This is a genomic window from Enterobacter sp. WI-ESBL-E8, from assembly GCF_053364895.1.
This window is the reverse complement of record NZ_JBRWXJ010000001.1, coordinates 2,755,151-2,780,960: the sequence shown is the minus strand read 5'-3', so window position 1 is coordinate 2,780,960 and position 25,810 is coordinate 2,755,151. Positions and strand designations below refer to the sequence as shown.

Genomic DNA, 25,810 nt, shown 5'->3' with positions numbered 1-25,810 from the left:
TGCGCTAAATCGGATGGTCTGGCATGAAATTACAGCAGCTTCGTTATATCGTTGAGGTGGTGAATCACAACCTTAACGTCTCTTCCACCGCCGAGGGGTTATATACCTCCCAGCCGGGCATCAGCAAACAAGTTCGTATGCTGGAGGATGAGTTAGGTATCCAGATATTTGCCCGCAGCGGGAAACACCTCACCCAGGTGACGCCAGCAGGGCAGGAAATCATCCGCATCGCGCGGGAAGTCCTCTCTAAAGTCGATGCGATTAAGTCTGTCGCAGGGGAGCATACCTGGCCGGATAAAGGCTCGCTGTATATTGCCACAACGCATACTCAGGCGCGCTACGCGCTGCCGGGCGTTATCAAGGGCTTTATCGAGCGCTATCCCCGCGTCTCTTTGCATATGCATCAGGGCTCGCCAACGCAAATTGCGGAGGCAGTATCGAAGGGCAACGCGGACTTTGCTATCGCGACGGAAGCCCTTCACCTGTATGACGATCTGGTGATGCTCCCGTGCTACCACTGGAACCGTTCGATTGTCGTGACGCCCGATCACCCGCTGGCAGGCAAGGGGTCGGTGACTATTGAAGAGCTGGCACAGTATCCTTTAGTGACCTATACGTTTGGCTTCACCGGGCGGTCTGAGCTTGATACGGCTTTTAACCGGGCAGGATTAACGCCGCGTATTGTCTTTACCGCGACCGATGCCGACGTTATTAAGACCTATGTCCGGCTTGGGCTGGGGGTGGGCGTTATTGCCAGCATGGCGGTCGACCCGGTGTCAGACCCTGACCTGGTGCGACTTGATGCGCATGATATTTTCAGCCATAGCACCACAAAAATTGGGTTCCGCCGCAGCACCTTCCTGCGTAGCTATATGTATGATTTTATTCAGCGCTTTGCCCCTCATTTAACGCGTGACGTGGTTGATACCGCCGTCGCATTACGTTCAAATGAAGATATCGAAGAGATGTTTAAAGATATCAAACTCCCTGCAAAATAATCACACCCGGTATCTTTCCCTCACGGAAAGATACCGAAATAACCCTCAAAGCTAAATTAGAATTATCTTCATCTACGCTTCCTGTCATATAATGTCAGTATCCTTTTAATTGGTGTGGTTATAATGTCGTGAATTGGCGACAAAAGTAGAAACTAATTAACGGCTACGCAAATTTTTCTTTTCAATTATTTATTTCTGGTCAAAAGAATGAATATTTCCTGGGTGCCGGTGCGTAAATTCACTGGCTTTTCGGCTAAAGTTTCTTTAGGATTTATCTCAACAGATGATTAATTGTACCAATTGTTTGGTCCTAAATGATAAGCGATATCGATTGTATGAGGTTAGCAATGCCTTCAGGAAGTGAAGAACCGCAAAGGGATCCTGCGCTCAAGCGTAAAGCCTGGCTGGCGGTCTTTCTCGTTTCCGCCCTGTTTTGGGTGGCAGTTGCTCTCCTGGCCTGGAAATATTGGGGTTAAATATGGCAGTGACGGTTCGTACAGCAACGGTAAAACAGATGTGTCAGCATCGTGACAATGGTCACAGAGGGCGTAAAGCACCTGCGACTGTTGTACCCGCGTCCTGGAAACTGACGCCGCAGCAGCAAGCGTTTATTGATGTGTTCGCAGAAGACGAACCCAAAAAACAATAATTTAGTTTATTGCCTAATGGTGCAAATAGTGTGAATAACGACTCTGCACTTTTGTACTCTTTAATAAATACACATCAGCAATATAGCACTGAGGTCTAACCTCGGAACTTTTTATAAATAATGCCTGGTGTCCCTATGATGAATAACATGACGTCTCACAAATACTGGTCATGGATCGGCGTTTTTACCGTGTCGATTCTGTTCTGGAGTCAGCTCATCTGGTTGGCCCTCCACTAAATTGTAAAACCTCGCTACGGCGGGGTTTTTTGTTTCTCCCCCTCTGGACCAATCCGAAATTTATCAATTTGGGTTGTTATCAAAACGTTACGACATCTTTGTGTTATCTTTAATTACGGCCCTGATAATTGTCAGGGCATCTCTGTGATTAAGGAGGAGCTCATGTCGTTAACCCTACGCGAAGCCAGTAAGGACACATTACAGGCAGAAAATAAAACCTGGCATTACTACAGCCTGCCGCTGGCTGCCAGAACGCTTGGGGACATTTCGCGTTTACCCAAGTCATTGAAGGTTTTACTGGAAAATCTGTTACGCTGGCAGGACGGTGACTCCGTTACCCTCGACGATATCCAGGCGCTGGCCGGGTGGCTTGAGAATGCCCATGCCGACAGAGAAATTGCCTACCGCCCGGCGAGGGTCCTGATGCAGGACTTTACCGGCGTTCCTGCCGTGGTTGATTTAGCCGCGATGCGCGAGGCCGTTAAGCGTCTCGGCGGTGATACGGCAAAAGTGAATCCACTTTCCCCTGTTGACCTCGTCATTGACCACTCCGTCACCGTTGACCACTTCGGCGACGATGATGCCTTTGGTGAGAACGTGCGTCTGGAGATGGAGCGTAACCACGAGCGCTACGTATTTCTGAAGTGGGGGCAACAGGCGTTCAGCCGCTTTAGCGTGGTTCCACCGGGTACCGGTATTTGTCACCAGGTTAACCTTGAATATCTGGGCAAAGCCGTCTGGAGCGAACTGCAGGATAAAGAGTGGGTGGCCTATCCGGACACGCTGGTGGGCACGGACTCCCATACCACCATGATCAACGGTCTGGGTGTGCTGGGCTGGGGTGTCGGCGGTATTGAAGCGGAAGCCGCCATGCTCGGCCAGCCGGTTTCCATGCTCATCCCTGATGTGGTGGGCTTCAAGCTTACCGGTAAACTGTCTGAAGGCATTACCGCTACCGATCTGGTGCTCACCGTCACCCAGATGCTGCGCAAGCATGGTGTGGTAGGCAAGTTTGTTGAATTCTACGGCGACGGCCTGGATTCGCTGCCGCTGGCCGACCGCGCCACCATCGCCAATATGGCGCCGGAATATGGTGCAACCTGCGGCTTTTTCCCTATCGATGACGTTACGCTGGAGTACATGCGCCTTAGCGGTCGTAGCGAAGAGCAGGTGGCGCTGGTGGAGGCGTATACCAAAGCGCAGGGCATGTGGCGAAATCCGGGCGATGAACCGGTCTTCACCAGTTCGCTTGAGCTCGATATGGGCAGCGTCGAGGCGAGCCTCGCCGGGCCTAAACGTCCTCAGGATCGGGTTGCGCTAACTGACGTGCCGAAAGCGTTCGCTGCCAGCAATGAGCTGGAAGTGAACGTGGCGAAGAAAGACCATCGTCCAATCGACTATGTTCTGAACGGTCATCAGTATCAGCTTCCGGACGGGGCGGTGGTTATCGCAGCCATTACCTCCTGCACCAATACCTCGAACCCCAGCGTGTTAATGGCGGCCGGTTTACTGGCTAAAAAAGCGGTAGAGCTTGGGCTAAAACCTCAGCCGTGGGTCAAGGCCTCGCTGGCACCGGGCTCCAAGGTGGTGTCGGATTACCTGGCCCAGGCCAGGCTGACGCCGTACCTCGACGAACTGGGCTTTAATCTCGTCGGCTACGGCTGTACGACCTGTATCGGTAACTCCGGTCCGCTGCCTGAACCCATTGAAACTGCAATCAAGCAGGGCGATCTGACGGTTGGCGCAGTCCTTTCCGGTAACCGAAACTTTGAAGGGCGAATTCATCCGCTGGTAAAAACCAACTGGCTCGCCTCGCCGCCACTGGTGGTGGCTTACGCCCTGGCAGGGAACATGAATATCAACCTGGTGACCGATCCGATTGGTCACGATCGCAAGAATGACCCTGTCTACCTGAAAGATATCTGGCCGTCATCGCGTGAAATCGCCCTGGCCGTTGAAAAGGTCTCGACCGAAATGTTCCGCAAAGAGTATGCGGAAGTCTTTGAAGGTACGCCGGAATGGAAAGCCATTAACGTCGCAGGTTCGGATACCTATGACTGGCAGGATGACTCGACCTATATCCGTCTGTCGCCGTTCTTTGATGAGATGCTGGCCGAGCCGGCACCGCTTAAGGATATCCACGGCGCGCGCATCCTGGCGATGCTGGGGGATTCGGTCACGACCGACCATATCTCTCCGGCGGGGAGCATCAAAGCCGATAGCCCGGCAGGCCGCTATCTGCAAAGCAGGGGGGTGGAACGCCGTGATTTTAACTCCTACGGTTCGCGCCGCGGTAACCATGAAATCATGATGCGCGGCACGTTTGCCAACATCCGCATTCGTAACGAAATGGTACCGGGTATTGAAGGAGGCATGACGCGCCATCTGCCGGGGACGGAAGTCGTGTCGATTTATGATGCGGCCGTGAAATATCAGCAGGAAGGAACGCCGCTGGCGGTGATCGCTGGCAAGGAGTACGGTTCCGGCTCAAGCCGTGACTGGGCAGCGAAAGGTCCGCGCCTGCTGGGTGTTCGTGTGGTTATCGCCGAATCGTTCGAACGTATTCACCGCTCGAATCTGATCGGTATGGGGATCCTGCCGCTTGAGTTCCCGCAGGGCGTGACGCGCAAAACGCTGGGCCTGACCGGAGAAGAGCAGATTGATATCAGCGATCTGCAAAACCTGAAGCCGGGTAAAACGGTGCCGGTGAAGTTAACGCGGGCTGACGGGAAAACCGAGGTGCTGGAATGCCGGTGTCGTATCGATACGGCAACCGAGCTGACCTATTACCAGAACGACGGCATTTTACATTATGTGATTCGCAAGATGCTGGATTGATGAAGCGAGCCCGGCACCCGTGCCGGGCTTTTAACGTTTACTCGTTCAGGAGATGGCCCATTTTGGCCGCTTTGGTATCTAAATAATGGGCGTTTTTCGGGTTACGGCCGACAATCAGCGGGACACGCTCAACGATATTGATCCCGGCTTCGGTCAGGATCTCCACTTTTTTCGGGTTATTGGTCAGCAGGCGAACTTCATCCACGCCCAGCAGCTTGAACATATCGGCACACAGGGTGAAGTCACGTTCGTCAGCGGCAAAGCCGAGTTGGTGGTTCGCTTCAACGGTATCGTAGCCCTGATCCTGAAGCGCGTAAGCGCGGATTTTATTCAGCAGGCCAATATTACGGCCTTCCTGACGGTGATAAAGCAGTACGCCGCGACCTTCTTCAGCAATATGAGAAAGGGCCGCTTCCAGCTGGAAACCGCAATCACAGCGCAGGCTGAACAACGCATCGCCGGTAAGACACTCTGAGTGTACGCGGGACAGCACCGGCGTCTGCCCTGAAATGTCGCCATACACCAGCGCGACATGATCCTGTCCGGTTGCCAGTTCTTCAAATCCGACCATCAGGAAATCGCCCCATGGGGTTGGCAGTTTGGCTTCTGCCACACGTTTAAGCTGCATGTGATTCTCCAGAGTAGGCTGACACGTTTCGCGTCTTTGCCCTGTTTTGCTTTCTGTATCCGTTCATTTTGCCACAAGCTCAGCATGTTCGCCTAATGGGCGCCACGCTATATGAACGTTAAACGCACGATCCGACATCTCCACCCAGCGAATAAATTTCAGTTATGATTGTGGCGCTTAGCGAAAAAGGAGAAGACATGCTTTCGATCGCCAGACGTACGGCAGCAGGTGCGGCCATTTTACTGATTATGCCTCTGGCCGTATGGGCCTCAGGGTGGATGTGGCAGCCCGGGCAGAACGCCACGTGGCTGAAATCGTTATACTGGATAACGGAAACGGTCACCCAGCCGTGGGGGATCATTACCCACGTGCTTCTCTGCGCCTGGTTCCTGTGGTGTTTGCGCTTTCGTCTGCGCGCGGCGCTAATGCTTTTTGCGATCCTCGGTGCTGCCATTGTTATTGGCCAGGGCGTAAAGTCCTGGGTGAAGGATCGCGTTCAGGAGCCGCGTCCTTTTGTCGTCTGGCTGGAAAAAGCGCACCATGTTCCGGTAGATGAGTTCTACAATTTAAAGCGTAAAGATCGCGGTGCATTGGTAAAAGAACAGCTTTCGGAACAGCAGGATATCCCGAAGTTTTTGCGTAAGCACTGGCAAAAAGAGACGGGGTTCGCGTTTCCTTCCGGTCATACCATGTTCGCGGCCAGTTGGGCGTTGCTGGGGGTTGGGCTGTTATGGCCAAGACGTCGAACGGTCACTATCGCGATTTTGCTGGTCTGGGCTACGGGGGTGATGGGTAGCCGCTTGCTGCTGGGTATGCACTGGCCGCGGGACCTGGTTGTCGCTACGCTTATTTCATGGCTGCTGGTGACGCTGGCGACCTGGCTTGCTGAACGATTCTGCGGCCCGCTAACACCACCGCCAGAAGAGAAAGAAGAAATAGCCGAAAGGGAGCAAAGCGACGCCTGACGGTTGATATTCCGTGTTTCGCCCATAAATCCATGGCTGGCGCGTTACTTTTTCCGTTTCGCGCCCGTCACTAAAATGGTAGTTTATAAGGCTGATTGCGGTGAGTTGAACACACTTTATTCGCTTGAACCACATAACGGGAAGTAATGTGAAATATTTACTCATTTTCTTACTGGTATTGGCGATTTTTGTCATTTCAGTCACATTGGGTGCACAGAACGATCAACAGGTGACGTTTAACTATCTGCTGGCCCAGGGCGAGTATCGCGTGTCGAGCCTGCTGGCGGTCTTATTTGCTGCGGGCTTTGCCATTGGCTGGCTGGTTTGCGGTCTGTTCTGGTTAAAAGTCCGTGTCTCTCTTGCGCGCGCTGAACGTAAAATTAAACGACTCGAAAATAACATTGCGCCTGCGTCCGACATTCCGGAAAGCTCCGGTGTGCCGGTCGTGAAGGAATAATCGACTATGCTGGAGTTGTTGTTTCTGCTTTTGCCTGTCGCCGCAGCCTATGGCTGGTACATGGGCCGCAGAAGTGCGCAACAAACAAAACAGGATGAGGCCAATCGTCTCTCCCGCGACTACGTTGCGGGGGTGAACTTCCTCCTGAGCAATCAGCAGGACAAAGCGGTAGATCTGTTCCTCGACATGCTGAAAGAGGATACCGGTACTGTTGAAGCGCATCTCACCCTGGGTAACCTGTTCCGCTCGCGCGGTGAAGTCGATCGCGCCATCCGTATCCACCAGACCCTGATGGAAAGCGCCTCACTGACCTACGATCAGCGTCTCCTTGCGGTGCAGCAGTTGGGGCGTGATTACATGGCTGCGGGGCTGTACGACCGCGCTGAAGATATGTTCTCGCAGCTGGTGGATGAAACGGATTTCCGTATCGGTGCGTTGCAGCAGCTGCTGCAAATTTATCAGGCTACCAGCGACTGGCAGAAAGCCATTGATACGGCTGAACGACTGGTGAAGCTGGGTAAAGATAAGCAGCGCGTTGAGATAGCCCATTTCTACTGCGAGCTTGCTCTTCAGCAGATGGGCAATGACGACATGGACAAAGCCATGGCGTTGCTGAAGAAAGGAGCCGCCGCAGACCGCAATAGCGCGCGTATCTCCATCATGATGGGGCGTGTCTTTATGGCGAGTGGCGATTACGCCAAAGCCGTTGAGAGCCTGCTGCGCGTCATTGATCAGGACAAAGAGCTGGTCAGTGAAACGCTGGAAATGCTGCAAACCTGCTACCAACAGCTTGGCAAGCAGGAAGAGTGGGTGGCATTCCTGCGTCGCTGCGTGGAAGAGAATACCGGTGCGACCGCGGAACTGATGCTCTCAGACGTGGTGGAGCAGTATGAGGGAAGCGACACCGCGCAGGTTTATATTACCCGACAGCTGCAGCGCCATCCGACCATGCGGGTCTTCCATAAGCTAATGGATTACCACCTGAACGACGCTGAAGAAGGGCGCGCCAAAGAAAGCCTGATGGTGCTGCGCGACATGGTTGGCGAGCAGGTGCGCAGTAAACCGCGCTATCGTTGCCAGAAGTGTGGTTTTACCGCCTATACGCTGTACTGGCATTGTCCTTCCTGCCGCGCATGGTCCACTATTAAGCCAATTCGTGGCCTGGACGGGCAGTAATTTTTTAAAACCCCTCACTTTAGTTACAACATACTGTTCATTTTCTCACATCTTCAGGCTCCGTGCGGTTTGCCGGTCTGGCAGGAAAGCAAATGGATTCTGTCAATTTGCGGCGGTGGCAGGTAGAATGCTCGCCGTTTATCTGTTCCGCGCCGCTGCGCGCCCATAGACGAAAAGGGCTGGTCATGACGTCTGTTACATCCTCCACTTCCCGCATAATTACGGATTCTCCTGTTGTTGTTGCGCTTGATTACAATAAGCGTGACGCTGCACTGGCGTTTGTCGACGGTATCGACCCTCGCGATTGCCGTCTGAAAGTTGGCAAAGAGATGTTCACGCTGTTTGGACCGCAAATCGTTCGCGATCTGCAGCAGCGCGGCTTTGACGTTTTCCTCGACCTCAAATTCCATGATATCCCGAATACCACAGCGCACGCCGTGGCTGCAGCCGCCGATCTGGGCGTATGGATGGTTAACGTCCATGCATCGGGTGGGGCGAGAATGATGACGGCTGCCCGTGAAGCGCTCCTGCCGTTCGGCAAAGATGCGCCACTGCTGATTGCGGTCACCGTGCTGACCAGTATGGACGAAAGCGACTTACGCGACCTCGGCGTGACGTTGTCACCTGCCGAGCATGCCGAGCGTCTCGCGCGTCTGACGCAGCATTGCGGGCTCGATGGCGTCGTCTGCTCCGCGCAGGAAGCGGTGCGTTTTAAATCAGTGCTGGGTCAGGATTTTAAGCTGGTCACCCCGGGGATCCGTCCTGCAGGCAGTGAAGTTGGCGATCAGCGCCGTATTATGACGCCTGAGCAGGCGCTGGTTGCTGGCGTTGACTACATGGTCATCGGGCGTCCGGTGACGCAGTCTGCAAACCCGGCAGAGACGCTTAAGGCTATCAACGCGTCGCTGAAAAAGGGGGGATAATGACCGATTCCAACAGTCGTCTGGTCTACTCAACCGACAGCGGGCGTATCGACGAACCGAAAGCGAAAGCCGAGCGTCCGAAGGGAGACGGAATCGTTCGCATCCAGCGTCAAACCAGCGGGCGAAAAGGAAAAGGGGTCTGCCTTATCTCCGGAATTGACCTGGATGATGCGGAGCTGACAAAGCTGGCGGCCGAACTGAAAAAGAAATGCGGCTGCGGCGGTGCCGTGAAAGACGGCATTATCGAAATCCAGGGTGATAAACGCGATTTAATAAAATCGCTGCTGGAAGCCAAAGGCATGAAGGTCAAACTGGCGGGCGGCTAAAATAAATAAGCCACGGCAAATGCCGTGGCTCGTGTTATATACGTGCGTATGTCAGACCTGAAATGCGTTCAAATATCACAATATCGCGGAAGGCTTATAGAATAATTATTTGCCGACCTGGTGACCGATAATACCACCGACAGCAGCGCCACCTAATGTACCCAGCGTACTACCATCCGTTAATACTGCACCACCGAGAGCACCGGCACCGGCACCAATGGCGGTGTTGCGGTCACGTTTAGACCAGTTAGAGCATGCGCTCAGGGACATAGCTACAGTGATTGCCAGAACAGCGGCGGCTAATTTTTTGCTGGTTAAGGTCATAATACTTTCTCCTGAATTATCGATTCACGGAAAGATGTACACGTTAAGTATAGACGATTCGAATACTTAATTCTGTTCTCCGTGAAAGCTGGTCGCGCAGGCGTTACGTAATCACGCAGGTGATAGTCACTTCCTGTTATATCGCTAACATTAATTTTACGACTTTAGGGCGAGTTAAACAGGTAAAAACTCTTAAAGAAGTACCAGGAATCATCTCAGAGAAAGAAGGGCGAGAGCGCCCGAAATTCGGGCGCACAGAGGGCTCAGGCGGTTGTTTTAATAATATTGACGATGAGACCGTCATCTTCCAGTTTATTACGGTGCTCTTCGCGTAAACGTTCGTCAGTAATAACGCGGCTAAAGCGAGAAAGAGGCCCCATCGTATACGGATGGACGGCGCCGAATTTAGAGCTATCGGTGAGCACAATGGCTTCACACTCTTTTTCCAGTACGGCATTCACGACGTCAGAGCGCATCATATCCCGGCCGGTGAACCCCGTCTCAGGCTGCCAGCCGTCAATCCCGATAAAGGCCTTACTGAAATGAACCTGCTGGACGTACTGGCGGGTCAGCGGGCCGACCATGCTTTCACTTTTTTTCTGGTAAATACCGCCCAGCAGAATGACCTCGCAGCGCGTCTCTTTGAGCAAATGCGCGATATAGCTACTGACGGTGATGATAGTTACGTCTTTTTGATCGGCAAGCGTGCGCGCCAGAAGGGCATTACTGCTGCCGTTTTCAATAAAGACCGTTTCACCATTGTTCACTAACGACGCGGCAAATTCCGCCAGTTCACGTTTGAGCGCGTAGTTATTCATCATGCGCGTCTCAACGTCATCGCTGTCCAGCGGGACGGCATAGCCGTGTGCGCGACGCAGGTAGCTCTGTTTTTCCAGCAGATTAAGATCCTGGCGGATTGTGACTTCAGACACGCCGGTCGTTTTAGCGAGATCGACTACGCTGACGCGTCCCTGATCGATGACCATCTGCAAAATGAGTTGTTGTCGGGAATTCATAGCATCCATTTAATAAAGCGAAACGAGGTCGGAAACGGTGGGGTTAAACTTCCCACGGCGCTTTGGGCTGTCTGTTTTCAGGTGGCACGTCAGCGCCGTTCTGAGCAAGGAGTTCAGACTTCAGGATCTCAAGATTACGGATAGCAGAGTGATAATCGCCCGCCACCAGGATATCCAGCACGGTATCAATACGTTGTGCTACAGCTTGTGCATCAATAGTCGACATAATCTCACCCCCAGGCGCGAAAAGTTAATATTTTCAATGATGCAGAAATTAGGATCAAAAGAGAAGGGAAAAAATACAATAACTAAATTACTTAAACGGAAGTGATAAATTTATTCCCTCTCATGTAGCGGGCTTATTGAGTGGATTAGTCTAAAACTGCGCGCAACGCGCTTTTTTATAAGAGGAATGAGACTATGACCGTTATCAATCAGCCTACCTGCACACTGTTTACCGATACTGAACGGTTCACTCAGCTGTCAGGGTATTACGAGGCGGAGCGACGCACAGTCTGGATGATGCTGCGGGCCCAGCCGCGTCCTTGCTTCAACCACGCGTTAATTGAGGAGATCATGAACTTTTCATGGCTGGTTCGCCAGTCTGGTTTTGCGGTTGATTTTTGGGTAACCGGATCGCTGGTTCCCGAGATGTACAACGTGGGCGGTGATTTGCAGTTCTTCGTCGAGTGCATTCAGAACGGACGTCGGGAAGCGCTGCGGGCGTACGCACGCGCCTGCGTTGATTGCGTCCACGCGGCATCCCGCGGGTTTGATACGGGAGCCGTCTCTCTGGCAATGGTCGAAGGCAGTGCGTTAGGGGGCGGGTTTGAGGCCGCGCTGGCGCACCATTTCGTTCTGGGTCAGCGCGATGCCCGTTTAGGTTTCCCGGAGATTGCCTTCAATCTCTTCCCCGGCATGGGGGGATATTCTCTGGTCGCACGCCGTTCAGGCATGAAGCTGGCGGAGGAACTCATCTACAAAGGGGAATCCCATACGGCGGAATGGTACGAACAGCACGGGCTGGTGGATGTCCTGTTTGAGCCCGGACAAAGCTATGTTTCCACCAGAACCTTCATCGATACGCTGCGGCCAAAACTGAATGGCGTAAGGGCGATGCTGCGCGCCCGTACGCGCGTCCTGCAATTGCCTCGCAGTGAACTGATGGACATCACGGAAGACTGGGTTGATGCTGCGTTCTGCCTGGAGCCGAAGGATATCGCCTACATGGAGCGTCTGGTGATGCTGCAAAACCGCCATCATGCGGCGGGTTTGCGGAAAGCCAGTTAACGCTGTTTACGCGCTTGATATCGTTTTAGCCATCGCTCAAATGCGGCAGCGGGCATCGGCTTAGCAAACAGAAAACCCTGCCGTTCGTTGACGCCGTTCTTGGTCAGAAAGGCGTCTTCTTTTGCACTTTCGACCCCTTCGGCAATCACCTGCAGGTTCAGCGCCTGCGCCACCGCAACGATGGCGCGCACCAGAGACTGGGAAATTGACTGCTTATGAATATCCCTGACAAAGGATTGATCGAGCTTGATGGCGTCGATGGGGAAACGGGCCAGCTGGGAGAGGGAAGAGTAGCCGGTACCAAAATCGTCCAGGTGAATTTGCGCCCCGAGCCGGCTGAACTGCTGGATGACGGAGAGCGCCAGCTCTTCGTTCTCAATAAGACAGCTTTCGGTTAATTCAACGTCGACGGGGCAGTATTCAAAGTTAAGATCTTTTAGCGCCTGCTTTAAATCACTGAAAATCGTCTGGTCGGCCAGCTGTCGCGCTGAGACGTTCACGGCCACGCGCAGGTTTATCCCCTTATCGCGCCATTTCGCCACCTGTCGAACCACGTCGAGCATGACCCAGCGCCCCAGCGGCACAATCAGGCCCGATTCCTCGGCATAAGAGATAAACTCCAGCGGCGGAATCAAGCCGCGTTCCGGCGATTGCCAGCGGACCAGTGCCTCAAGGCTTCTGATCTCCCCGCGCCAGGTTATTTTAGGCTGGTAGTGGATCAGGAGCTGATCGTTATCCAGCGCTTTACGCAGGTTGGTATCCAGCCAGAGATACTCAAACACGCGCTGGTTCATCTCGGGCGAGAAGACGCAGAACTTGCCGCGACCGTTCTCTTTGGCGGTATACATGGCGGTATCGGCGTTACGAATGACGCTTTCCCGGTCGTTTCCGTGCTGCGGAGCGAGGGCGATGCCCAGAGAGCAACCGGTGTAAATCTCGATCAGACCGATTCTGAAGGGCTGGCGCAGGCGGGTCAAAATGCGCGACGCCATCGCTTCCAGTGAACCCTGAGAGGTATTGGTGGCCATGACGATAAACTCATCGCCGCCAAGTCGCGCCAGCACCTGTCCCTCATCCAGACAGCTCAAAATGGCGAGAGCGACGGCCTGTAGCAGCTGATCGCCAAACATATGCCCGTAGGCGTCGTTGACCTTTTTAAAGTTATCCAGATCGAGATACACCACGCCAACCTGCGTATCGCCGCGGCTGGCGATGGCGTCGGAAATCAGTTCATGGATGGCATTGCGGTTTGGCAAGCCGGTGATGGTATCGGTATTGGCCAGCACGCGCAGCCGCTCCTGCGCGCGGCGCTCCTCGGTAATATCGGTACCGGAACAGATAAGGAAAATTTCATTTTTACCGCTGCCGCTGTGAACGAATTTGTTTCTGAACAGAAACAACCGCTGCCCTTTACGCGTTTTAATCCAGCGTTCGACCTCGTAGGAGCTGCCGTTACGGAAGAAACCGGCGATATTACGCTTTGAGGCTGCCGCTTCGCTGCGGCTCATAAACAGCTTAAACACGTTCTGACCAATCACTTCGTGTTCTTTCAGACCGGTATATTCTTCGCTCAGCCGGTTAAAACGCTGAATATTGCCGTTTTGATCGAGGATAACAATAACGGAGTTGGCCTCTGAGACAACCTGTTCCGCGAAAGAGAGACCCTGAGCCAGATCGCGCGCGACGGAGGGCGTATCGTTCCAGGCGGACGCGGTGCCGGCCCACTCGTTGCGGGTAATTTTGCGCCCCACGAGGTGCACCGGGACATCTTCTCCGTACAAAGAGAGCGACATGGAGATACTGGAGGTAATCACGGTTAACTGACGGATGAGATCGGCCTGTTCATCGTCCAGAGACACCACCTGCGTGACATCGGCGTTTTCGCTGGTGGCAAGGTGCAGAGCATTACTGTCAGCTGACAGGCGCCACCAGGGGCTGTGCGTCCCCATGTAACGAAACAGCAAATTCTGCTCCAGATCGTCCATCATGTCTTCTCCCGCCGCTGTTCATTAGCGCACAAATTATTCATTTGCAGTCGACTTTTCCGTTGCGAAACAGCGGTAAAACCGAAGTGAACTTATTGTTTTTCCCTGTTTTCTTATATTAAAACGAGTCGGGTAAAAAAGAATACTCAGCGTATAAAAATTCACGTAACCGAATATAACAACACTCTTTTACTGTAGATAATTATGGCGAGTTTGGGCGGCAGTAAACGGAAAATAGTGTGAAAAAATGATGATTTTGTGGCGGGGATAAAAAGAAAAATTGTCGGCCCCTCCGGAAAGGAAATGGCCGACAATTTAACAGGTTATCAGGCGACAGGGCGCGCGATAATACTGCGGGTTTCCATGCGGACTTCGGCGATGTTTACGTCAATCACGTCTGTGACTTTGTAAACTGTTTCACCTTTAATTTGCACCGTGCCGTTTTCCTGACTGCAGACCATTTCATCGCGCACGGCATGCAGGAACGGAGCAGGGATAAAGGCGACAGCGCCGTTATCGACCAGGCGGACGCGCATACCGCCGCGGCTGATATCAATGATCTCAGCCGCGAAACGGGTATCCGTACCGGCTTTATCCTGCAGGAAGCGCGCGTACAGCCAGTCTCCCACGTCACGTTCCGCCATGCGGTTCAGGCGGCGACGTTCGGCCATCTGCAGCGTGGTATCGTCCTGAGGACGCGCGATCGTTTCGCCTTTGATAATCGCTTTCAGCAGACGGTGGTTAACCATATCGCCATACTTACGGATTGGAGAGGTCCAGGTAGCGTAAGCTTCCAGACCGAGACCAAAGTGCGGGCCCGGCTCCGTGCTGATTTCCGCGAAGGACTGGAAGCGACGAATGCGGCTGTCCAGGAAACCGGACGGCTGCGCGTCCAGCTCACGACGAAGTTTGCAGAAGCCCGGCAGCGTCAGCACTTCTTCCGGATCAACGTGCACATCATGATTCTTCAGCAGGGCCGCCAGCGCTTCGGTGTTCGCAGGATCAAAACCGGTGTGGACGTTGTAAATGCCGAAGCCCAGCTTGTCGCGCAGCACGCGTGCGGCACAAATGTTGGCAGAAATCATCGCTTCTTCAACAATGCGGTTCGCAATACGTCGCGGCTCGGCCACGATGTCCAGCACTTCGCCTTTTTCACCCAGAACAAAGCGGTAATCCGGACGGTCTTTGAACACCAGCGCGTGGGTTTTACGCCACTCGCCGCGGTTCAGGCAGATGCGCTGCAGCAGACGGATCTGCGCGGCAATAGCATCTGATTCAGGTTTCCAGCTACCGGTATTTTCAAGCCAGTCGGACACGTTGTCGTAGGCCAGCTTGGCTTTCGATTCGATGGTAGCGGCAAAGAACTCGATATCGTCTTCAATCGCGCCATCCGCTGCGATGGTCATGCGGCAGGCAAGGACCGGGCGCACTTCATTGGGGCGCAGCGAGCAGAGATCGTCTGACAGCTCGCGCGGCAGCATCGGAATGTTGAAGCCCGGCAGGTAGTTGGTGAAGGCACGGATTTTCGCCGCGTCATCCAGCTTGCTGCCTTCGGCAATCCAGGCGGTGGGATCGGCAATGGCAACCGTCAAATGCAGTTTGCCATCGGCGCTCTCTTCAGCGTAGAGCGCGTCATCCATATCTTCCGTGCTGGCGCTGTCGATGGTGACAAATTCCAGGGCGGTGAGATCGCGACGCGTCAGACCTTCGTCCTGCATCTCCGTCGCTACGCCGTTAGGTGCTTCTTTTTCAAGATTGTGACGTGCGAGCGTGACCCACCATGGCACGAAATGGTCGGCACCAAAGGTGATGAACTGGGTCAATTCAGCATAAAAACCGCGGTCGCCTTTCAGAGGATGACGGCGCATTTCTGCTACGGCCCAGTCACCTTCTTTAAAATCATGCTCAACGCCGCGGGCGGCGCGGCAGGGGATGGCATCTTTCAGCAGAGGATGATCCGGCACGATAGACAGACGATCGTCTTTTCTCTGCACCTTACCCACAAAGCGGGTCAGGAACGGTTCGATCAGTTCTTCCGGCTCGGCGGACTCTCGTTCCTTTTCGGTATGAATGACGGCCATGACGCGGTCGCCATGCATCACTTTCTTCATCTGCGGTGGCGGAATGAAGTAGCTTTTCTGCGCGTCAACTTCAAGGAAGCCAAAGCCCTTTTCCGTGGCTTTTACGACCCCTTCTGCACGCGGCGTCTGGGAATGCAGTTGCTGTTTAAGCTGCGCTAGCAGCGGGTTGTCCTGAAACATAATGTTCTATTTTCGTAGCCATTGAGCGGCTGACAGTTTTACGCGATTCTCACTGTCTCAGCAAGCGGTCTTTGGGTAATTAGTATGGTTATTCCTCTTTGCCAAACGCGACTTTCAGACGCGTAAGCCAGCCATCAAACGCACTTTGGGTAAGCAGTGAGATCGCCTGTTCGGCAGAGAGTCCTTGATCCGTGAGCGGGGTAAACTGTGCGGCACTGAAGCGGTCCGGAGAGCGCGTCAGCAGTTCGACCGCTGCCGAAAGTGCAGGAGAAGTCAGAGAAATCTCTTCGCGACTGTTGATCAGGATTTCTCCCGTCAGGTCGAGCAGCGACGGCTCATGGCAAAGAACCGGCGTCAGCGCCTCAAGCGCGGGTTCTGCCTGCCAGCGGGACAGCGACTCAAGCTGATGCGCACTCGCATAGCGCAGCTCGACAACCGGCAAAAGCGGCGCCCAGGCCTCGTGGCTCGCGGGCAGGGTGTGTGGCTGAATATGATGGCCCGGCAACCAGCGAACGGGCTGTCCTAACAGCGCCTGAAACACCGCGACCACGCGCGCCTGAAAACCAATAAAGCCGATAATCTGGTTAATCACCACAATGTCATATATTGACAGGCCAACCTCATCAAGCTGGTTCTGCGCTTTATCATCAATGACATCAGGGGAGCTGGAAAGCTGGCGGGCATACTGCGTGATTTGCGCCAGGCGTTGGTTGCTTTCGCGCGAGGAGTCCGGGCCGGGTAGTGGGGCGAGGAGGGCGGCGTAATGGTTACAAAGCCGTTGAACGCCACAGGCCTGTGCGACCGTCAACGCGGTACTGAGCCGATCGTAGGCGCTGAGCGTATGCAGGCGGTTCACGGGAATCGAGAGCGGAAACAGCTGGTGGCATAAGGCTCTGGCAGGGGCAAACCAGCCAGAACAGGCGGCGACAATCTCATCAGGCAAAGCTAAATCGAGCAAAAAACGATCGTCGACGTTAGCGGCTTCGGGCACCAGAGGCAGAATATCCGTCTGCGCGTGGTTTGACTGGGTTTCGTGGTACCAGTGGCCTTTGCCGGAAAAACGGCGTTGTTCCATGTGCGTTCCTTGATCTCAAAATGGCGATCAATATCCTGGCGTAACGCAGATAAAGGGAAAAATATTGTTAGGTGATAACAAATAGCAGAACGGAATAACGGAGGAATGGTGCGGGGGAAAAACTCTCTTCCCGTGGGGAAGAGAGTCACAGCTTATTTAATTTCCAGCTCGTTCATTGCAGCGATGTTGAAGCCGCCGTCAACGTGAACCACTTCGCCGGAGATACCCGCGGAAAGGTCAGAGCACAGGAAGGCTGCAGAGTTACCCACATCTTCAATGGTAACAGTACGACGAATCGGGGTAACCGCTTCGCAGTGTGCCAGCATTTTACGGAAATCTTTGATGCCGGAAGCTGCCAGGGTGCGGATAGGACCAGCAGAGATGGCGTTAACGCGCACGCCTTCAGGACCCATTGCGTTCGCCATGTAGCGTACGTTTGCTTCCAGAGACGCTTTAGCCAGACCCATGACGTTGTAGTTAGGGATAGCACGTTCTGCGCCCAGGTAAGACAGGGTCAGCAGGGCTGCGCCCGGGTTCAGCATCGCGCGGCAAGATTTAGCCATCGCAACGAAGCTGTAGGAGCTGATGTCGTGAGCGATTTTGAAGCCATCACGGGTTACCGCGTTCACGTAGTCGCCGTCCAGCTGGTCGCCAGGAGCGAAGCCGATGGAGTGAACGAAGCCGTCGAATTTCGGCCATGATTTTGCCAGTTCAGCAAACATGCCATCGATGCTTTCGTCTTGTGCAACGTCACATTCCAGAACAATGCTGGAACCCAGCTGTGCGGCAAACTCTTCAACACGGCCTTTCAGCTTGTCGTTCTGGTAGGTGAACGCCAGCTCAGCGCCTTCGCGATGCATTGCCTGCGCGATGCCGTATGCGATGGACAGTTTGCTGGCAACGCCAGTCACCAGAATGCGCTTACCGGAAAGAAAACCCATAGCTTTAATCCTTATATTCATTGCTTATTTTGCCTTGTAATTCATAGCGTTACAGGCAGTATTTCAAAATCATTCGAAATTAGCTCGAAATTATAGCCCACTCACAGCCCCTTGTGTCACGATTTTTCTCGCTCTTCTCCGAAGACGCATGCCCTACGTTATGGGGCGCGGACGCGCGGGGGCGCAAAATTTCAGCATCCGTCCAGTATATCACCCGGCAACGGCTTCACCTCATCCAACCAGCGAGGAAGCGCAATCCATCAACGGATTCACGCTTTTCTGATTCTGTCGGTGAAACGCGCGATGACGATAAAGAAAACCGGTACGAAGAAAATGGTGAGAAGCGTACCGCTAATCATGCCGCCAAATACGCCGGTGCCGATAGCGTGCTGAGTACTGTCACTTGCCCCCGTGGCCAGCATCAAAGGAACTACTCCCAGGGTGAAGGCTAACGAGGTCATCAGAATAGGGCGCAGCCGCTGGCTTGCAGCATGCAGCGTTGCCGCCAGGACCGGTTGCCCTTCGCGATGAAGCTGCCTTGCAAACTCAACAATCAGAATGGCGTTCTTGGCGGACAGGCCGATCAGGGTGATAAGACCGACCTTGAAGAAAACGTCATTCGTCATGCCCGCAACAGAAACGGCTATCACCGCGCCGAAAAGACCCAATGGAACAACAAGCATTACTGCAAACGGAATGGACCAGCTTTCATAGAGGGCCGCGAGCACCATAAACACGACCAGTATCGACAGAATGATAAGACCTGGAAGCTGAGATTCCGATTTTCGCTCCTGCAATGAACTGCCGGCCCACTCGCCCGCCATGCCCTGGGGTAAATTTCTCGATAAACTCTCCATAACCTTCATGGCGGTGCCGCTGGATTCACCCGATGGCGCACTTCCGGTAATGCGTAGTGCAGGGTATCCCTGATAACGGGTCAATTGCTGCGGGACAACGTTCCAGGAGAGTGTGGCAAACGTTGATACAGGCACCATCTGGCCCATCCGGTTTTTCACTGATAATTTCAGTAGCTGCTCAGGCTGCATTCGATAAGGCGCATCGGCCTGAACGATTACCTGCTGAATGCGACCGTTATTCGTATAGTCGTTGACGTAATTTGAGCCCATTGTGACGGAGAGCGTCTGGTTGATTTCATCAAATGATACGCCCAGCGCTTCCGCTTTTTCTCTGTCAACCTGGAGCGCAAGGCTGGCTCCTTCCGGCAGGCCATCTATGTAGACTTCACTGAGTTCAGGGCGCTGGTTGGCCTGCTGAACCAGTAAATCGGCCGCCTTCTTTAAAGCCTGATAGCCCAGGCCGGTTCTGTCCTGCACGTACCAGGTGAATCCGGATGAGGTTCCCATGTCGGAAATCGCAGGAGGAAGCAGGCTCATCGTGACGGCATCAGAAACGTTCGCCATGCTTTCTTGTATATGGTCGGCTTCATCTTGCGCTGTCGAACCCTGCCGATTTTTCCAGTCCTTCAGCGTGGTGAAGGCCATGGCCGAATTCGGTCCTGAACCTGAAAACCCAAACCCCAGGATCGTAATGTTGCTTTCGATATCCGGTCGGGTCGCAATTTCCTCTTCAAATTTTTTAACCACTTTCAGGGTTCGCTGCGTTGTGGCGTCAGACGGCAGCTGTATTGAGGACATAAAATAGCCCTGATCTTCATCCGGCAGAAAGGACGTTGGCAAAGACGACAATCCAAAAAACAGCGCAGCGCACAGCGCAACGTACAGGAGCAGCATACGCCCGGTGCGTTTCAAAACGTCACCCAGTCCGGCCTCATAACGGGCTGTGAGCGAACGAAAGCGCGCGTTAAACCCTTGCGCGAACCTTCCACCTCCGCGCTTATCTGCCCTATGCGGCTTGAGTAAGGTTGCACACAGGGCGGGCGTCAGCGTCAGGGCAAGAAACGCCGATAGCAGTATGGAGACCGCCATTGAAATGCAAAATTGTCGGTAGATAATCCCGACGGAGCCTTCTGCAAATCCCATGGGTATAAAGACGGCGGTAAGCACCAGCGTGATCCCTATAATCGCCGGTGTAATTTCCTGCATGGCTTGCCGCGTGGCTTCCCGTGGGGAGAGGTTTTTTTCTTCCATCAGTCGTTCGACGTTCTCCACGACCACAATGGCATCATCAACGATAATCCCTATCGCCAGCACCATGCCGAACATCGTCAGAATATTGATGGAGTATCCGCTCAGTAACATCACAGTGAAGGTGCCAAGAAGCGCGACGGGCGCAACAATCGCCGGAATAAGCGTGCAGCGTAACTTATGCAGAAACAGCAGCATAACAAGGAAGACCAGGACCATCGCTTCCACAAATGTTTGTACGACTTTCATGATAGAAAATTTTACAAACGGGGCCGTATCGAAGGGTACCGTAAATGCCATTCCTTCGGGCAAAACCTGCGAAAGCGCGTCGATGCGATCCCGTACGCCAGAAGCCGTGCTCATCGCATTTGCGCCTGGTGACAGCTGTATTGCGGCAGCTGTTGCATGAACCCCATTTTCGCGTATACCAAAGGCATAACTTTGCAGGCCAGATTCAACACGTGCAATATCGGACAATTTCAGCCGGGCGCCGGACGCGTCAGATTTAAGGGTGATATTCCTGAACGCCTCTACTGAGGAGAATTGCCCCTCCACGGTGATAGGATAGGTTACCCCTTGGCCTTCCGTCGTCGGTTCATCTCCCGTTCGGCCTGGCGAAACAAGGGCATTTTGCTGGCTGACCGCGGTAAGAACATCGCTTACTGAAAGCCCGTAAGCGTGGAGCTTCATCGGATCCAGCCAGATGCGGAGCGCTTTTTCGCCGCCAAACAGCTGAACTTTCCCTACGCCGGGCACGCGGCGAAGCTCATCGCTGACGTTTCGGGCGAAATAATCGCTTAAATCGGCTTCCTCAAATTTACCTGCCGTGGACTTCAGCCCCACCATCATTAAAAAACCTGAATTTGCGGCCTCGACGTTAATGCCGTTTTGTCTTACCGCCTGAGGTAAGCGCGGCTCCACAATCTTAATCTGGTTCTGAAGGTCCATCTGCGCCAGCTTGATGTCCGTGCCGGGCTTAAACGTCACGGTAATCGATGCGGAACCGGTTGTGTCGCTGGATGACTCGAAATAGAGCAAATTATCTACCCCGGATATTTCGCGCTCAATCAACGACACCACTGACGTATTCATGACATCGGGGCTGGCGCCAGGGTAGCTGACGGAAATAATGATCCCCGGCGGAGCCACCGCCGGATACTGGGCTACCGGTAAACGAGGAATAGACAGTACGCCCGTCAGGACGATAAAAAGCGCCACTACCCAGGCGAAAACGGGGCGTTCAATAAAAAAATGAGGCATTACAGTAATGTCCAGGTACGAGAGCAGTGCGATGGATTAAATCATCCTCATCATGAGGTACAGCGGTGAACCGCCAAAAAAGATGATCAAATAGCATTCGTAGTAAAAGACCAGATCGTCGATATCAGGTATCGCGTTTAACAGCACGGTAAACGTGATGATGAGATAAACGAAAATCACCATCAGCCAGAAGGCGATAACAAATAACTCTGTGAGCGCACCGGCTTTATGCTGTATTACCAGGGTGACAACTGACAAGGCGATGCAGCCGTAGATTATGGGTGAAGAGGGCATCGTCGAGGTGACTTGTTCATCCATTCTGTGTATTAGCACCAGCCAGGCATAAAGTAATCCCCACGAGAGCAGCAGGAACAGAGAATATACGCCGATTTTTTTAGGAGAGAGATATTTAGAAAGTTCCATGTTCATTATTTCAGCAAAATTCATAAAATCTTAATGCGTTAGGGTTAATTGGCAGCATTCAAAGAAAAGGTTTAGGCCTGAATAGTTATTTTGAACGGGTATTGTCGAGTTTTTATTGCCGGAATGTGTAGCCTGTGTGGAGAAATAGCCGGGCATTTAAATCAACCTCAAAATTTTCGCGTCCATGGCACTTTTTCCCGGAGGCTGTGTCTTATTGTGCTGAAGATATTTGATAGCGTGCTAAAAGGGATTTCACCCGCGGAGTAAAAATGAACAAAAATGCGCTGATCCTTGTTGTTGAAGATGAAGACGAAATCGCCGATATACTCATGAGCTACCTGGAGCGTTCCGGAATGAAAACGCTCAGGGCCAGGCAGGGCGAGCAGGCAATAACGCTAAACCGCCTCCATAAGCCGGATCTCATATTGCTGGATATTCATTTGCCCGTATGTGATGGCTGGAGCGTACTCACCACGCTTCGTCAGGAAAGTTCCGTGCCCGTCATTATGGTGTCCGCCCTCGATCAGGATGTCGATAAGCTCATGGGGCTGAGGCTGGGCGCGGATGATTACGTGATCAAGCCCTTCAACCCTTCCGAGGTTGTCGCACGGGTTGAAGCGGTGCTGCGCAGAACAAAACCCGCGGTTCAGCAGGTAGGTTCGATGCCTCTCAGAACGCCATTTATTACGGTCTATCCGGATGATTTTTACGTGGAGGTCACAGTGGGTGCAGAGGTTATCTCCCCGGTATTAACGACGACTGAATTTAAATTACTGACCTGGCTGGTGAGATATCCGCGAAAGGTGTGTTCCCGCGAAGAGTTACTCAACGCGTGTCTGCCTGAGGGCGATACCCTCGACAGAACGGTCGACAGCCATATGAGCAAGCTGCGTAAAAAACTTGAGCTTGCCGGCCTGTATGGCGTTCCCGAGAGCATCAGGGGAATGGGCTACCGGCTTGGGGAAAAGAAATGAACAAAGAGTCTGTCCTGAGTCGTCAGATCTTAACGTACATGCTGTTGTTGACGTTCACGATAATTGCCATCGCCATACTGGGCTCCTGGTTTTTTTACTCTTTTATTCTGGATCACCTTCCCGGCGGCGCAGCTGCGGGAGATGACGAGCAGATGACGATGTGGGACTGGGTGTGGATCGGGACAGCGACAACCATCAGTCTGATCATTGCCGTATTTTTTACGGTAAAACTCTCGTCGCGAATACTCACCCCGCTAAACGCGGTCGCGTCCAGCCTGAAAAAAATCTCGCAGGGCGATCTGGACGCCCGGGCGTTTTGTGCCAGTTCCCGGCTTGGTGAGGTCAACCACCTCGTCACGGATTTCAATGAAATGGCGGAAAAACTCCAGACGCTGGATATCCAGCGTAAATCCTGGAATGCCGCTATTGCGCATGAGCTGAGAACGCCGGTCACCATTTTGCGCGGACGGCTTCAGGGACTGGTTGACGGCGTTTTTGCCCCGGAACCGGTGCTGTTTAATAACCTTCTCAAGCAGACGGAAGGGTTAACGCGTCTGATTGAAGACCTTCGGGTGATCAGTTCGGACGGTGGAGCGGGTTACACGCTATATCAATCCAGAACCGATCTAAAAGGGACAATACAGGATGCTCTCGACACTTTTATGCCCGAGTTCAACCGTAAAGCGTTCATCATCAATACAGAACTGAGGGAGCAGCAATGTGTCTTCGATCCGTTGCGTATCAATCAGTGTCTGACCGTTTTGTTTGACAATGCATTGCACTATTCAACCTCGCGCAAACTGATCGTGAAAAATGGGGTTTCAGATAAAGGAAATTATATTCTTATTCAGGACGGGGGACCGGGCATTCCCCGTGAGTTTCATGATTTCTTGTTTCATCCCTTCCAGCGCGATAATGGCGCCAGACAGGTGAACCCGGAGGGCTGTGGGTTAGGCTTATCGGTGGTAAAAGCCATCATGCTTGCTCATGGTGGCGATGTTACCTATACCTTATCGACGCAAAATCACTCAATTTTTAAACTCACCTGGCCCAGTACCTGAGCTTCAGCGGCAGGTCAAACGTGCCTGCCCGTGGAGAGCGGTAAATGCCATATTTTCCCTAACCTTGCATCCCATTCCCGTGGGGTAATAGTCAGCTTACCGCGTCTCGGGCTCAGGGTTATTTCACTGAAATAGATTTCATGCTTTTTTAGCATCAGATCAACGCGGCAGTAGTCAATGCCATCCGCCAGCTCCTGGGATGCCAGCAATGCCTGTCTGAACAAGACCGGTTCGCCTGGCTCAACCGAAGTATTGGGATATTCCATCTGGAAAGGCTGTAAATTCCACTGCCTGTCGTAAACGTTGATAAAGCCGTGGCCATTACTATCCGTAAAATCCGCTTCTACGTAGTGGGCAACGCCATGAAAGCAGTGAATTCTCAGCATTTCCGGCGTGGTGTTTCTGTCTGCCTCATCAAAGAGATCGACAAACGGTTCGCAAAGTATCATCGGGGTAATGTTTTTGTACTGCCATTCACGTGTGGTGTAGTACAAATTCTTCCTTAATGCGAAATCCAGCTTTTTACACGCTTCCCAGTAATTAAATTGCGCTTTGTTTTTGCACACTATTGTGCTGCCGCTATCATGATTGCACTTAAGGACGAATTTGTCCGGGAGTGTTGTGAAATCAATTTGCGACGCCTTGTTATAAACGCCAATTAACGGCACCGTTTTCACCCGTTTGGTTCTTGATGTCACGTATTCCCGAACGGCGAGTTTATCGGCAAGCATTGTGTAGAGGTCATTGCGATCGTACACCAGGCGATGACATATCTTTTCACTCAACGTAGTGGGCGATTTAATGTCAGGGTCTTTCCCTGAAATTTTTTTGAGTCTGCTGGTATGGAAATTCAGGTCCGTCATTAAAAAAGAACGGCATTTTCTGATGAGATACTCGATGTATTTGAGTAAGTAAGTTGCGTTATTCATTTCTTCTCCTCCGTAATGTTCGGGTATTCTGGAGAAGAACTGTTGATTGATATTGATTAGAATATGGAGCAGAGGTGGAGACGCAAATTTAAAGGATTAAATAGCCTGAACGGACTATTTAATCCTTATATTAGCAAAGTAATCTTTGTTTACCGTCGTGCCTAGCGGTCTTTTCGCCACGCGTCAGCTGTCAATGCTTCACCGAAATGACCGGCAATCAGGCGTTTTGTCAGCTCATGGAGCGGGGAGGCCATCACATCCGCCGTGCTGCCGCGCTCGACGACTTCCCCCTCGTGCATGACCATCACCTGATCGCTGATGTGCTTCATCATCCCCAGATGCTGGGTGACGTAGATATAAGAGATACCCTGTTTTTCCTGTAGCTCCAGCATCAGGTTAATCAGCTGCGAACGCATCGACATATCCAGCGAGGCAAGCGCTTCGTCAGCGATGATTACTTTCGGGCGCAAAATCAGCGCGCGCGCCAGACCCAGACGCTGTTTCTGACCAGGGGCCAGCATATGCGGGTAGTAGCTTTCGTGATCCGGTAACAGCCCAACCATGCGCAGGGTTTCAAAGACGCGCTTACGGCGCGCCTCCGGCTCCAGGTCAGTGTTCAGGCGCAGCGGAAAATCGAGGATCTGCGAAATACGCTGGCGTGGATTAAGCGAGGTAGACGGATCCTGGAAGATCATGCGGATGCGCTGGCTGCGGAAAGAATAATCCCCGAACGCCAGAGGATGGTCGTCAATCAACACTTCGCCTGCGGTAGGTTCAACCATGCCGGCGAGCATTTTCGCCAGGGTAGATTTCCCGGAACCGTTCTCGCCGATGATCGCCAGGGTCTGTTTTTCACGCAGGGTAAAGCTCAAGGGTTTTACCGCTTCGACGGTTTGACGGTGAAACAGCCCCGTACGGTAGCGAAAGGTCTTACTCAGGTTGCGGACTTCCAGCAAGGTTTCGACCATT

Annotated in this window: 24 protein-coding genes; 12 read left to right on the top strand and 12 right to left on the bottom strand. The window is 53.0% G+C overall.

Features of this window, described 5'->3' with window-relative positions:
* Positions 1-23: 23 nt before the first annotated feature.
* From cysB to acnA, 4 genes are all read left to right on the top strand, one after another.
* Entirely contained in the window at positions 24-998 is a 975-nt protein-coding gene (gene cysB / locus ACWHWP_RS13260; RefSeq protein ID WP_006175683.1) for an HTH-type transcriptional regulator CysB, read from the top strand.
* Positions 999-1,333: 335 nt separating this feature from the next.
* Entirely contained in the window at positions 1,334-1,474 is a 141-nt protein-coding gene (locus tag ACWHWP_RS13255) for a YmiA family putative membrane protein (protein WP_216689425.1), read from the top strand.
* Between the two features lie 311 nt (positions 1,475-1,785).
* Positions 1,786-1,884, top strand: coding sequence for a small membrane protein YmiC (gene ymiC / locus ACWHWP_RS13250; RefSeq protein ID WP_032623144.1), 99 nt, complete (start codon positions 1,786-1,788; stop codon positions 1,882-1,884).
* Between the two features lie 162 nt (positions 1,885-2,046).
* Positions 2,047-4,722: an aconitate hydratase AcnA gene (gene acnA / locus ACWHWP_RS13245; protein WP_063429650.1), complete on the top strand. Its 2,676-nt coding sequence runs from the start codon at positions 2,047-2,049 to the stop codon at positions 4,720-4,722.
* A gap of 37 nt (positions 4,723-4,759) precedes the next feature.
* Here the strand turns inward: acnA and ribA are convergent, their stop codons facing one another.
* Positions 4,760-5,350: a GTP cyclohydrolase II gene (gene ribA / locus ACWHWP_RS13240; protein WP_047348267.1), complete on the bottom strand. Its 591-nt coding sequence runs from the start codon at positions 5,348-5,350 to the stop codon at positions 4,760-4,762.
* Between the two features lie 197 nt (positions 5,351-5,547).
* On the opposite strand from ribA, the gene pgpB reads away from it, so the two are divergent.
* The 5 genes from pgpB (at position 5,548) to yciH (ending at position 9,197) form a co-directional block, all read left to right on the top strand.
* Entirely contained in the window at positions 5,548-6,315 is a 768-nt protein-coding gene (gene pgpB, locus ACWHWP_RS13235) for a phosphatidylglycerophosphatase B (RefSeq protein WP_063429652.1), read from the top strand.
* Between the two features lie 148 nt (positions 6,316-6,463).
* On the top strand, positions 6,464-6,772 hold the full coding sequence (locus tag ACWHWP_RS13230; RefSeq protein ID WP_023312067.1) for a LapA family protein: 309 nt from the start codon (positions 6,464-6,466) through the stop codon (positions 6,770-6,772).
* A 6-nt stretch (positions 6,773-6,778) separates the two neighbouring features.
* Entirely contained in the window at positions 6,779-7,948 is a 1,170-nt protein-coding gene (gene lapB, locus ACWHWP_RS13225; protein WP_047348269.1) for a lipopolysaccharide assembly protein LapB, read from the top strand.
* A 185-nt stretch (positions 7,949-8,133) separates the two neighbouring features.
* Positions 8,134-8,871, top strand: a complete 738-nt coding sequence (gene pyrF, locus ACWHWP_RS13220; RefSeq protein ID WP_447855787.1) for an orotidine-5'-phosphate decarboxylase — start codon at positions 8,134-8,136, stop codon at positions 8,869-8,871.
* Positions 8,871-9,197: a stress response translation initiation inhibitor YciH gene (gene yciH, locus ACWHWP_RS13215; RefSeq protein ID WP_047348270.1), complete on the top strand. Its 327-nt coding sequence runs from the start codon at positions 8,871-8,873 to the stop codon at positions 9,195-9,197. The genes pyrF and yciH overlap by 1 nt, the downstream gene beginning before the upstream one ends.
* A gap of 105 nt (positions 9,198-9,302) precedes the next feature.
* On the opposite strand, the gene osmB is transcribed toward yciH, so the two are convergent.
* The 3 genes from osmB to ACWHWP_RS13200 form a co-directional block, all read right to left on the bottom strand.
* Entirely contained in the window at positions 9,303-9,521 is a 219-nt protein-coding gene (gene osmB, locus ACWHWP_RS13210) for an osmotically-inducible lipoprotein OsmB (RefSeq protein ID WP_008501216.1), read from the bottom strand.
* A gap of 263 nt (positions 9,522-9,784) precedes the next feature.
* Entirely contained in the window at positions 9,785-10,537 is a 753-nt protein-coding gene (gene yciT / locus ACWHWP_RS13205) for a DNA-binding transcriptional regulator YciT (protein ID WP_047348271.1), read from the bottom strand.
* Positions 10,538-10,580: 43 nt separating this feature from the next.
* Complete coding sequence (locus ACWHWP_RS13200) at positions 10,581-10,763, bottom strand: YciZ family protein (RefSeq protein WP_047348272.1); 183 nt, start codon at positions 10,761-10,763, stop codon at positions 10,581-10,583.
* A gap of 194 nt (positions 10,764-10,957) precedes the next feature.
* Here ACWHWP_RS13200 and ACWHWP_RS13195 point away from each other — a divergent pair, with 194 nt between their 5' ends.
* Positions 10,958-11,827 carry a crotonase/enoyl-CoA hydratase family protein gene (locus ACWHWP_RS13195; protein ID WP_059309870.1) on the top strand — a complete coding sequence of 290 codons (870 nt, stop codon included), beginning with the start codon at positions 10,958-10,960 and terminating at the stop codon, positions 11,825-11,827.
* Here the strand turns inward: ACWHWP_RS13195 and pdeR are convergent.
* The 6 genes from pdeR to crrC form a co-directional block, all read right to left on the bottom strand.
* Positions 11,824-13,815, bottom strand: coding sequence for a cyclic di-GMP phosphodiesterase (gene pdeR, locus ACWHWP_RS13190; RefSeq protein ID WP_063956620.1), 1,992 nt, complete (start codon positions 13,813-13,815; stop codon positions 11,824-11,826). The genes ACWHWP_RS13195 and pdeR overlap by 4 nt on opposite strands.
* Positions 13,816-14,138: 323 nt before the next feature.
* Positions 14,139-16,073, bottom strand: coding sequence for an exoribonuclease II (locus tag ACWHWP_RS13185; RefSeq protein WP_059309872.1), 1,935 nt, complete (start codon positions 16,071-16,073; stop codon positions 14,139-14,141).
* Between the two features lie 88 nt (positions 16,074-16,161).
* The gene (locus ACWHWP_RS13180) at positions 16,162-17,148 is read right to left on the bottom strand and encodes a CMD domain-containing protein (RefSeq protein WP_447855785.1); all 987 of its coding nucleotides are present in this window, start codon (positions 17,146-17,148) and stop codon (positions 16,162-16,164) included.
* Between the two features lie 152 nt (positions 17,149-17,300).
* Positions 17,301-18,089, bottom strand: coding sequence for an enoyl-ACP reductase FabI (gene fabI / locus ACWHWP_RS13175; RefSeq protein WP_025756597.1), 789 nt, complete (start codon positions 18,087-18,089; stop codon positions 17,301-17,303).
* 269 nt (positions 18,090-18,358) lie between these two features.
* On the bottom strand, positions 18,359-21,454 hold the full coding sequence (locus ACWHWP_RS13170) for a multidrug efflux RND transporter permease subunit (protein ID WP_447855784.1): 3,096 nt from the start codon (positions 21,452-21,454) through the stop codon (positions 18,359-18,361).
* 36 nt (positions 21,455-21,490) lie between these two features.
* On the bottom strand, positions 21,491-21,877 hold the full coding sequence (gene crrC / locus ACWHWP_RS13165; RefSeq protein WP_447855783.1) for a colistin resistant protein CrrC: 387 nt from the start codon (positions 21,875-21,877) through the stop codon (positions 21,491-21,493).
* A 269-nt stretch (positions 21,878-22,146) separates the two neighbouring features.
* Between crrC and ACWHWP_RS13160 the strand changes: the two genes are divergently transcribed.
* A complete protein-coding gene (locus ACWHWP_RS13160) occupies positions 22,147-22,851 on the top strand; it encodes a response regulator (protein ID WP_063431304.1) in 705 nt (234 codons plus the stop codon).
* Positions 22,848-23,912, top strand: a complete 1,065-nt coding sequence (locus ACWHWP_RS13155; protein ID WP_059309877.1) for an ATP-binding protein — start codon at positions 22,848-22,850, stop codon at positions 23,910-23,912. The genes ACWHWP_RS13160 and ACWHWP_RS13155 overlap by 4 nt, the downstream gene beginning before the upstream one ends.
* A gap of 14 nt (positions 23,913-23,926) precedes the next feature.
* Here the strand turns inward: ACWHWP_RS13155 and ACWHWP_RS13150 are convergent, their stop codons facing one another.
* Together ACWHWP_RS13150 and sapF are read right to left on the bottom strand one after the other, a co-directional pair.
* Complete coding sequence (locus ACWHWP_RS13150) at positions 23,927-24,841, bottom strand: ATP-grasp fold amidoligase family protein (protein ID WP_447855782.1); 915 nt, start codon at positions 24,839-24,841, stop codon at positions 23,927-23,929.
* A 161-nt stretch (positions 24,842-25,002) separates the two neighbouring features.
* Positions 25,003-25,809 (bottom strand): putrescine export ABC transporter ATP-binding protein SapF, encoded by an 807-nt coding sequence (gene sapF / locus ACWHWP_RS13145; protein ID WP_059309879.1) that lies wholly within the window; start codon positions 25,807-25,809, stop codon positions 25,003-25,005.
* Position 25,810 lies beyond the last annotated feature (1 nt).

What these genes read in the sequence shown, in the direction of transcription:
- cysB (WP_006175683.1), top strand. Translation starts at nt 24, where the DNA reads ATGAAATTACAGCAGCTTCGTTATATCGTTGAGGTGGTGAATCACAAC.
- ACWHWP_RS13255 (WP_216689425.1), top strand. Translation starts at nt 1,334, where the DNA reads ATGAGGTTAGCAATGCCTTCAGGAAGTGAAGAACCGCAAAGGGATCCT.
- ymiC (WP_032623144.1), top strand. Translation starts at nt 1,786, where the DNA reads ATGAATAACATGACGTCTCACAAATACTGGTCATGGATCGGCGTTTTT.
- acnA (WP_063429650.1), top strand. Translation starts at nt 2,047, where the DNA reads ATGTCGTTAACCCTACGCGAAGCCAGTAAGGACACATTACAGGCAGAA.
- ribA (WP_047348267.1), bottom strand. Translation starts at nt 5,350, where the DNA reads ATGCAGCTTAAACGTGTGGCAGAAGCCAAACTGCCAACCCCATGGGGC.
- pgpB (WP_063429652.1), top strand. Translation starts at nt 5,548, where the DNA reads ATGCTTTCGATCGCCAGACGTACGGCAGCAGGTGCGGCCATTTTACTG.
- lapB (WP_047348269.1), top strand. Translation starts at nt 6,779, where the DNA reads ATGCTGGAGTTGTTGTTTCTGCTTTTGCCTGTCGCCGCAGCCTATGGC.
- pyrF (WP_447855787.1), top strand. Translation starts at nt 8,134, where the DNA reads ATGACGTCTGTTACATCCTCCACTTCCCGCATAATTACGGATTCTCCT.
- yciH (WP_047348270.1), top strand. Translation starts at nt 8,871, where the DNA reads ATGACCGATTCCAACAGTCGTCTGGTCTACTCAACCGACAGCGGGCGT.
- osmB (WP_008501216.1), bottom strand. Translation starts at nt 9,521, where the DNA reads ATGACCTTAACCAGCAAAAAATTAGCCGCCGCTGTTCTGGCAATCACT.
- yciT (WP_047348271.1), bottom strand. Translation starts at nt 10,537, where the DNA reads ATGAATTCCCGACAACAACTCATTTTGCAGATGGTCATCGATCAGGGA.
- ACWHWP_RS13200 (WP_047348272.1), bottom strand. Translation starts at nt 10,763, where the DNA reads ATGTCGACTATTGATGCACAAGCTGTAGCACAACGTATTGATACCGTG.
- ACWHWP_RS13195 (WP_059309870.1), top strand. Translation starts at nt 10,958, where the DNA reads ATGACCGTTATCAATCAGCCTACCTGCACACTGTTTACCGATACTGAA.
- pdeR (WP_063956620.1), bottom strand. Translation starts at nt 13,815, where the DNA reads ATGATGGACGATCTGGAGCAGAATTTGCTGTTTCGTTACATGGGGACG.
- ACWHWP_RS13185 (WP_059309872.1), bottom strand. Translation starts at nt 16,073, where the DNA reads ATGTTTCAGGACAACCCGCTGCTAGCGCAGCTTAAACAGCAACTGCAT.
- ACWHWP_RS13180 (WP_447855785.1), bottom strand. Translation starts at nt 17,148, where the DNA reads ATGGAACAACGCCGTTTTTCCGGCAAAGGCCACTGGTACCACGAAACC.
- fabI (WP_025756597.1), bottom strand. Translation starts at nt 18,089, where the DNA reads ATGGGTTTTCTTTCCGGTAAGCGCATTCTGGTGACTGGCGTTGCCAGC.
- ACWHWP_RS13170 (WP_447855784.1), bottom strand. Translation starts at nt 21,454, where the DNA reads ATGCCTCATTTTTTTATTGAACGCCCCGTTTTCGCCTGGGTAGTGGCG.
- crrC (WP_447855783.1), bottom strand. Translation starts at nt 21,877, where the DNA reads ATGGAACTTTCTAAATATCTCTCTCCTAAAAAAATCGGCGTATATTCT.
- ACWHWP_RS13160 (WP_063431304.1), top strand. Translation starts at nt 22,147, where the DNA reads ATGAACAAAAATGCGCTGATCCTTGTTGTTGAAGATGAAGACGAAATC.
- ACWHWP_RS13155 (WP_059309877.1), top strand. Translation starts at nt 22,848, where the DNA reads ATGAACAAAGAGTCTGTCCTGAGTCGTCAGATCTTAACGTACATGCTG.
- ACWHWP_RS13150 (WP_447855782.1), bottom strand. Translation starts at nt 24,841, where the DNA reads ATGAATAACGCAACTTACTTACTCAAATACATCGAGTATCTCATCAGA.
- sapF (WP_059309879.1), bottom strand. Translation starts at nt 25,809, where the DNA reads ATGGTCGAAACCTTGCTGGAAGTCCGCAACCTGAGTAAGACCTTTCGC.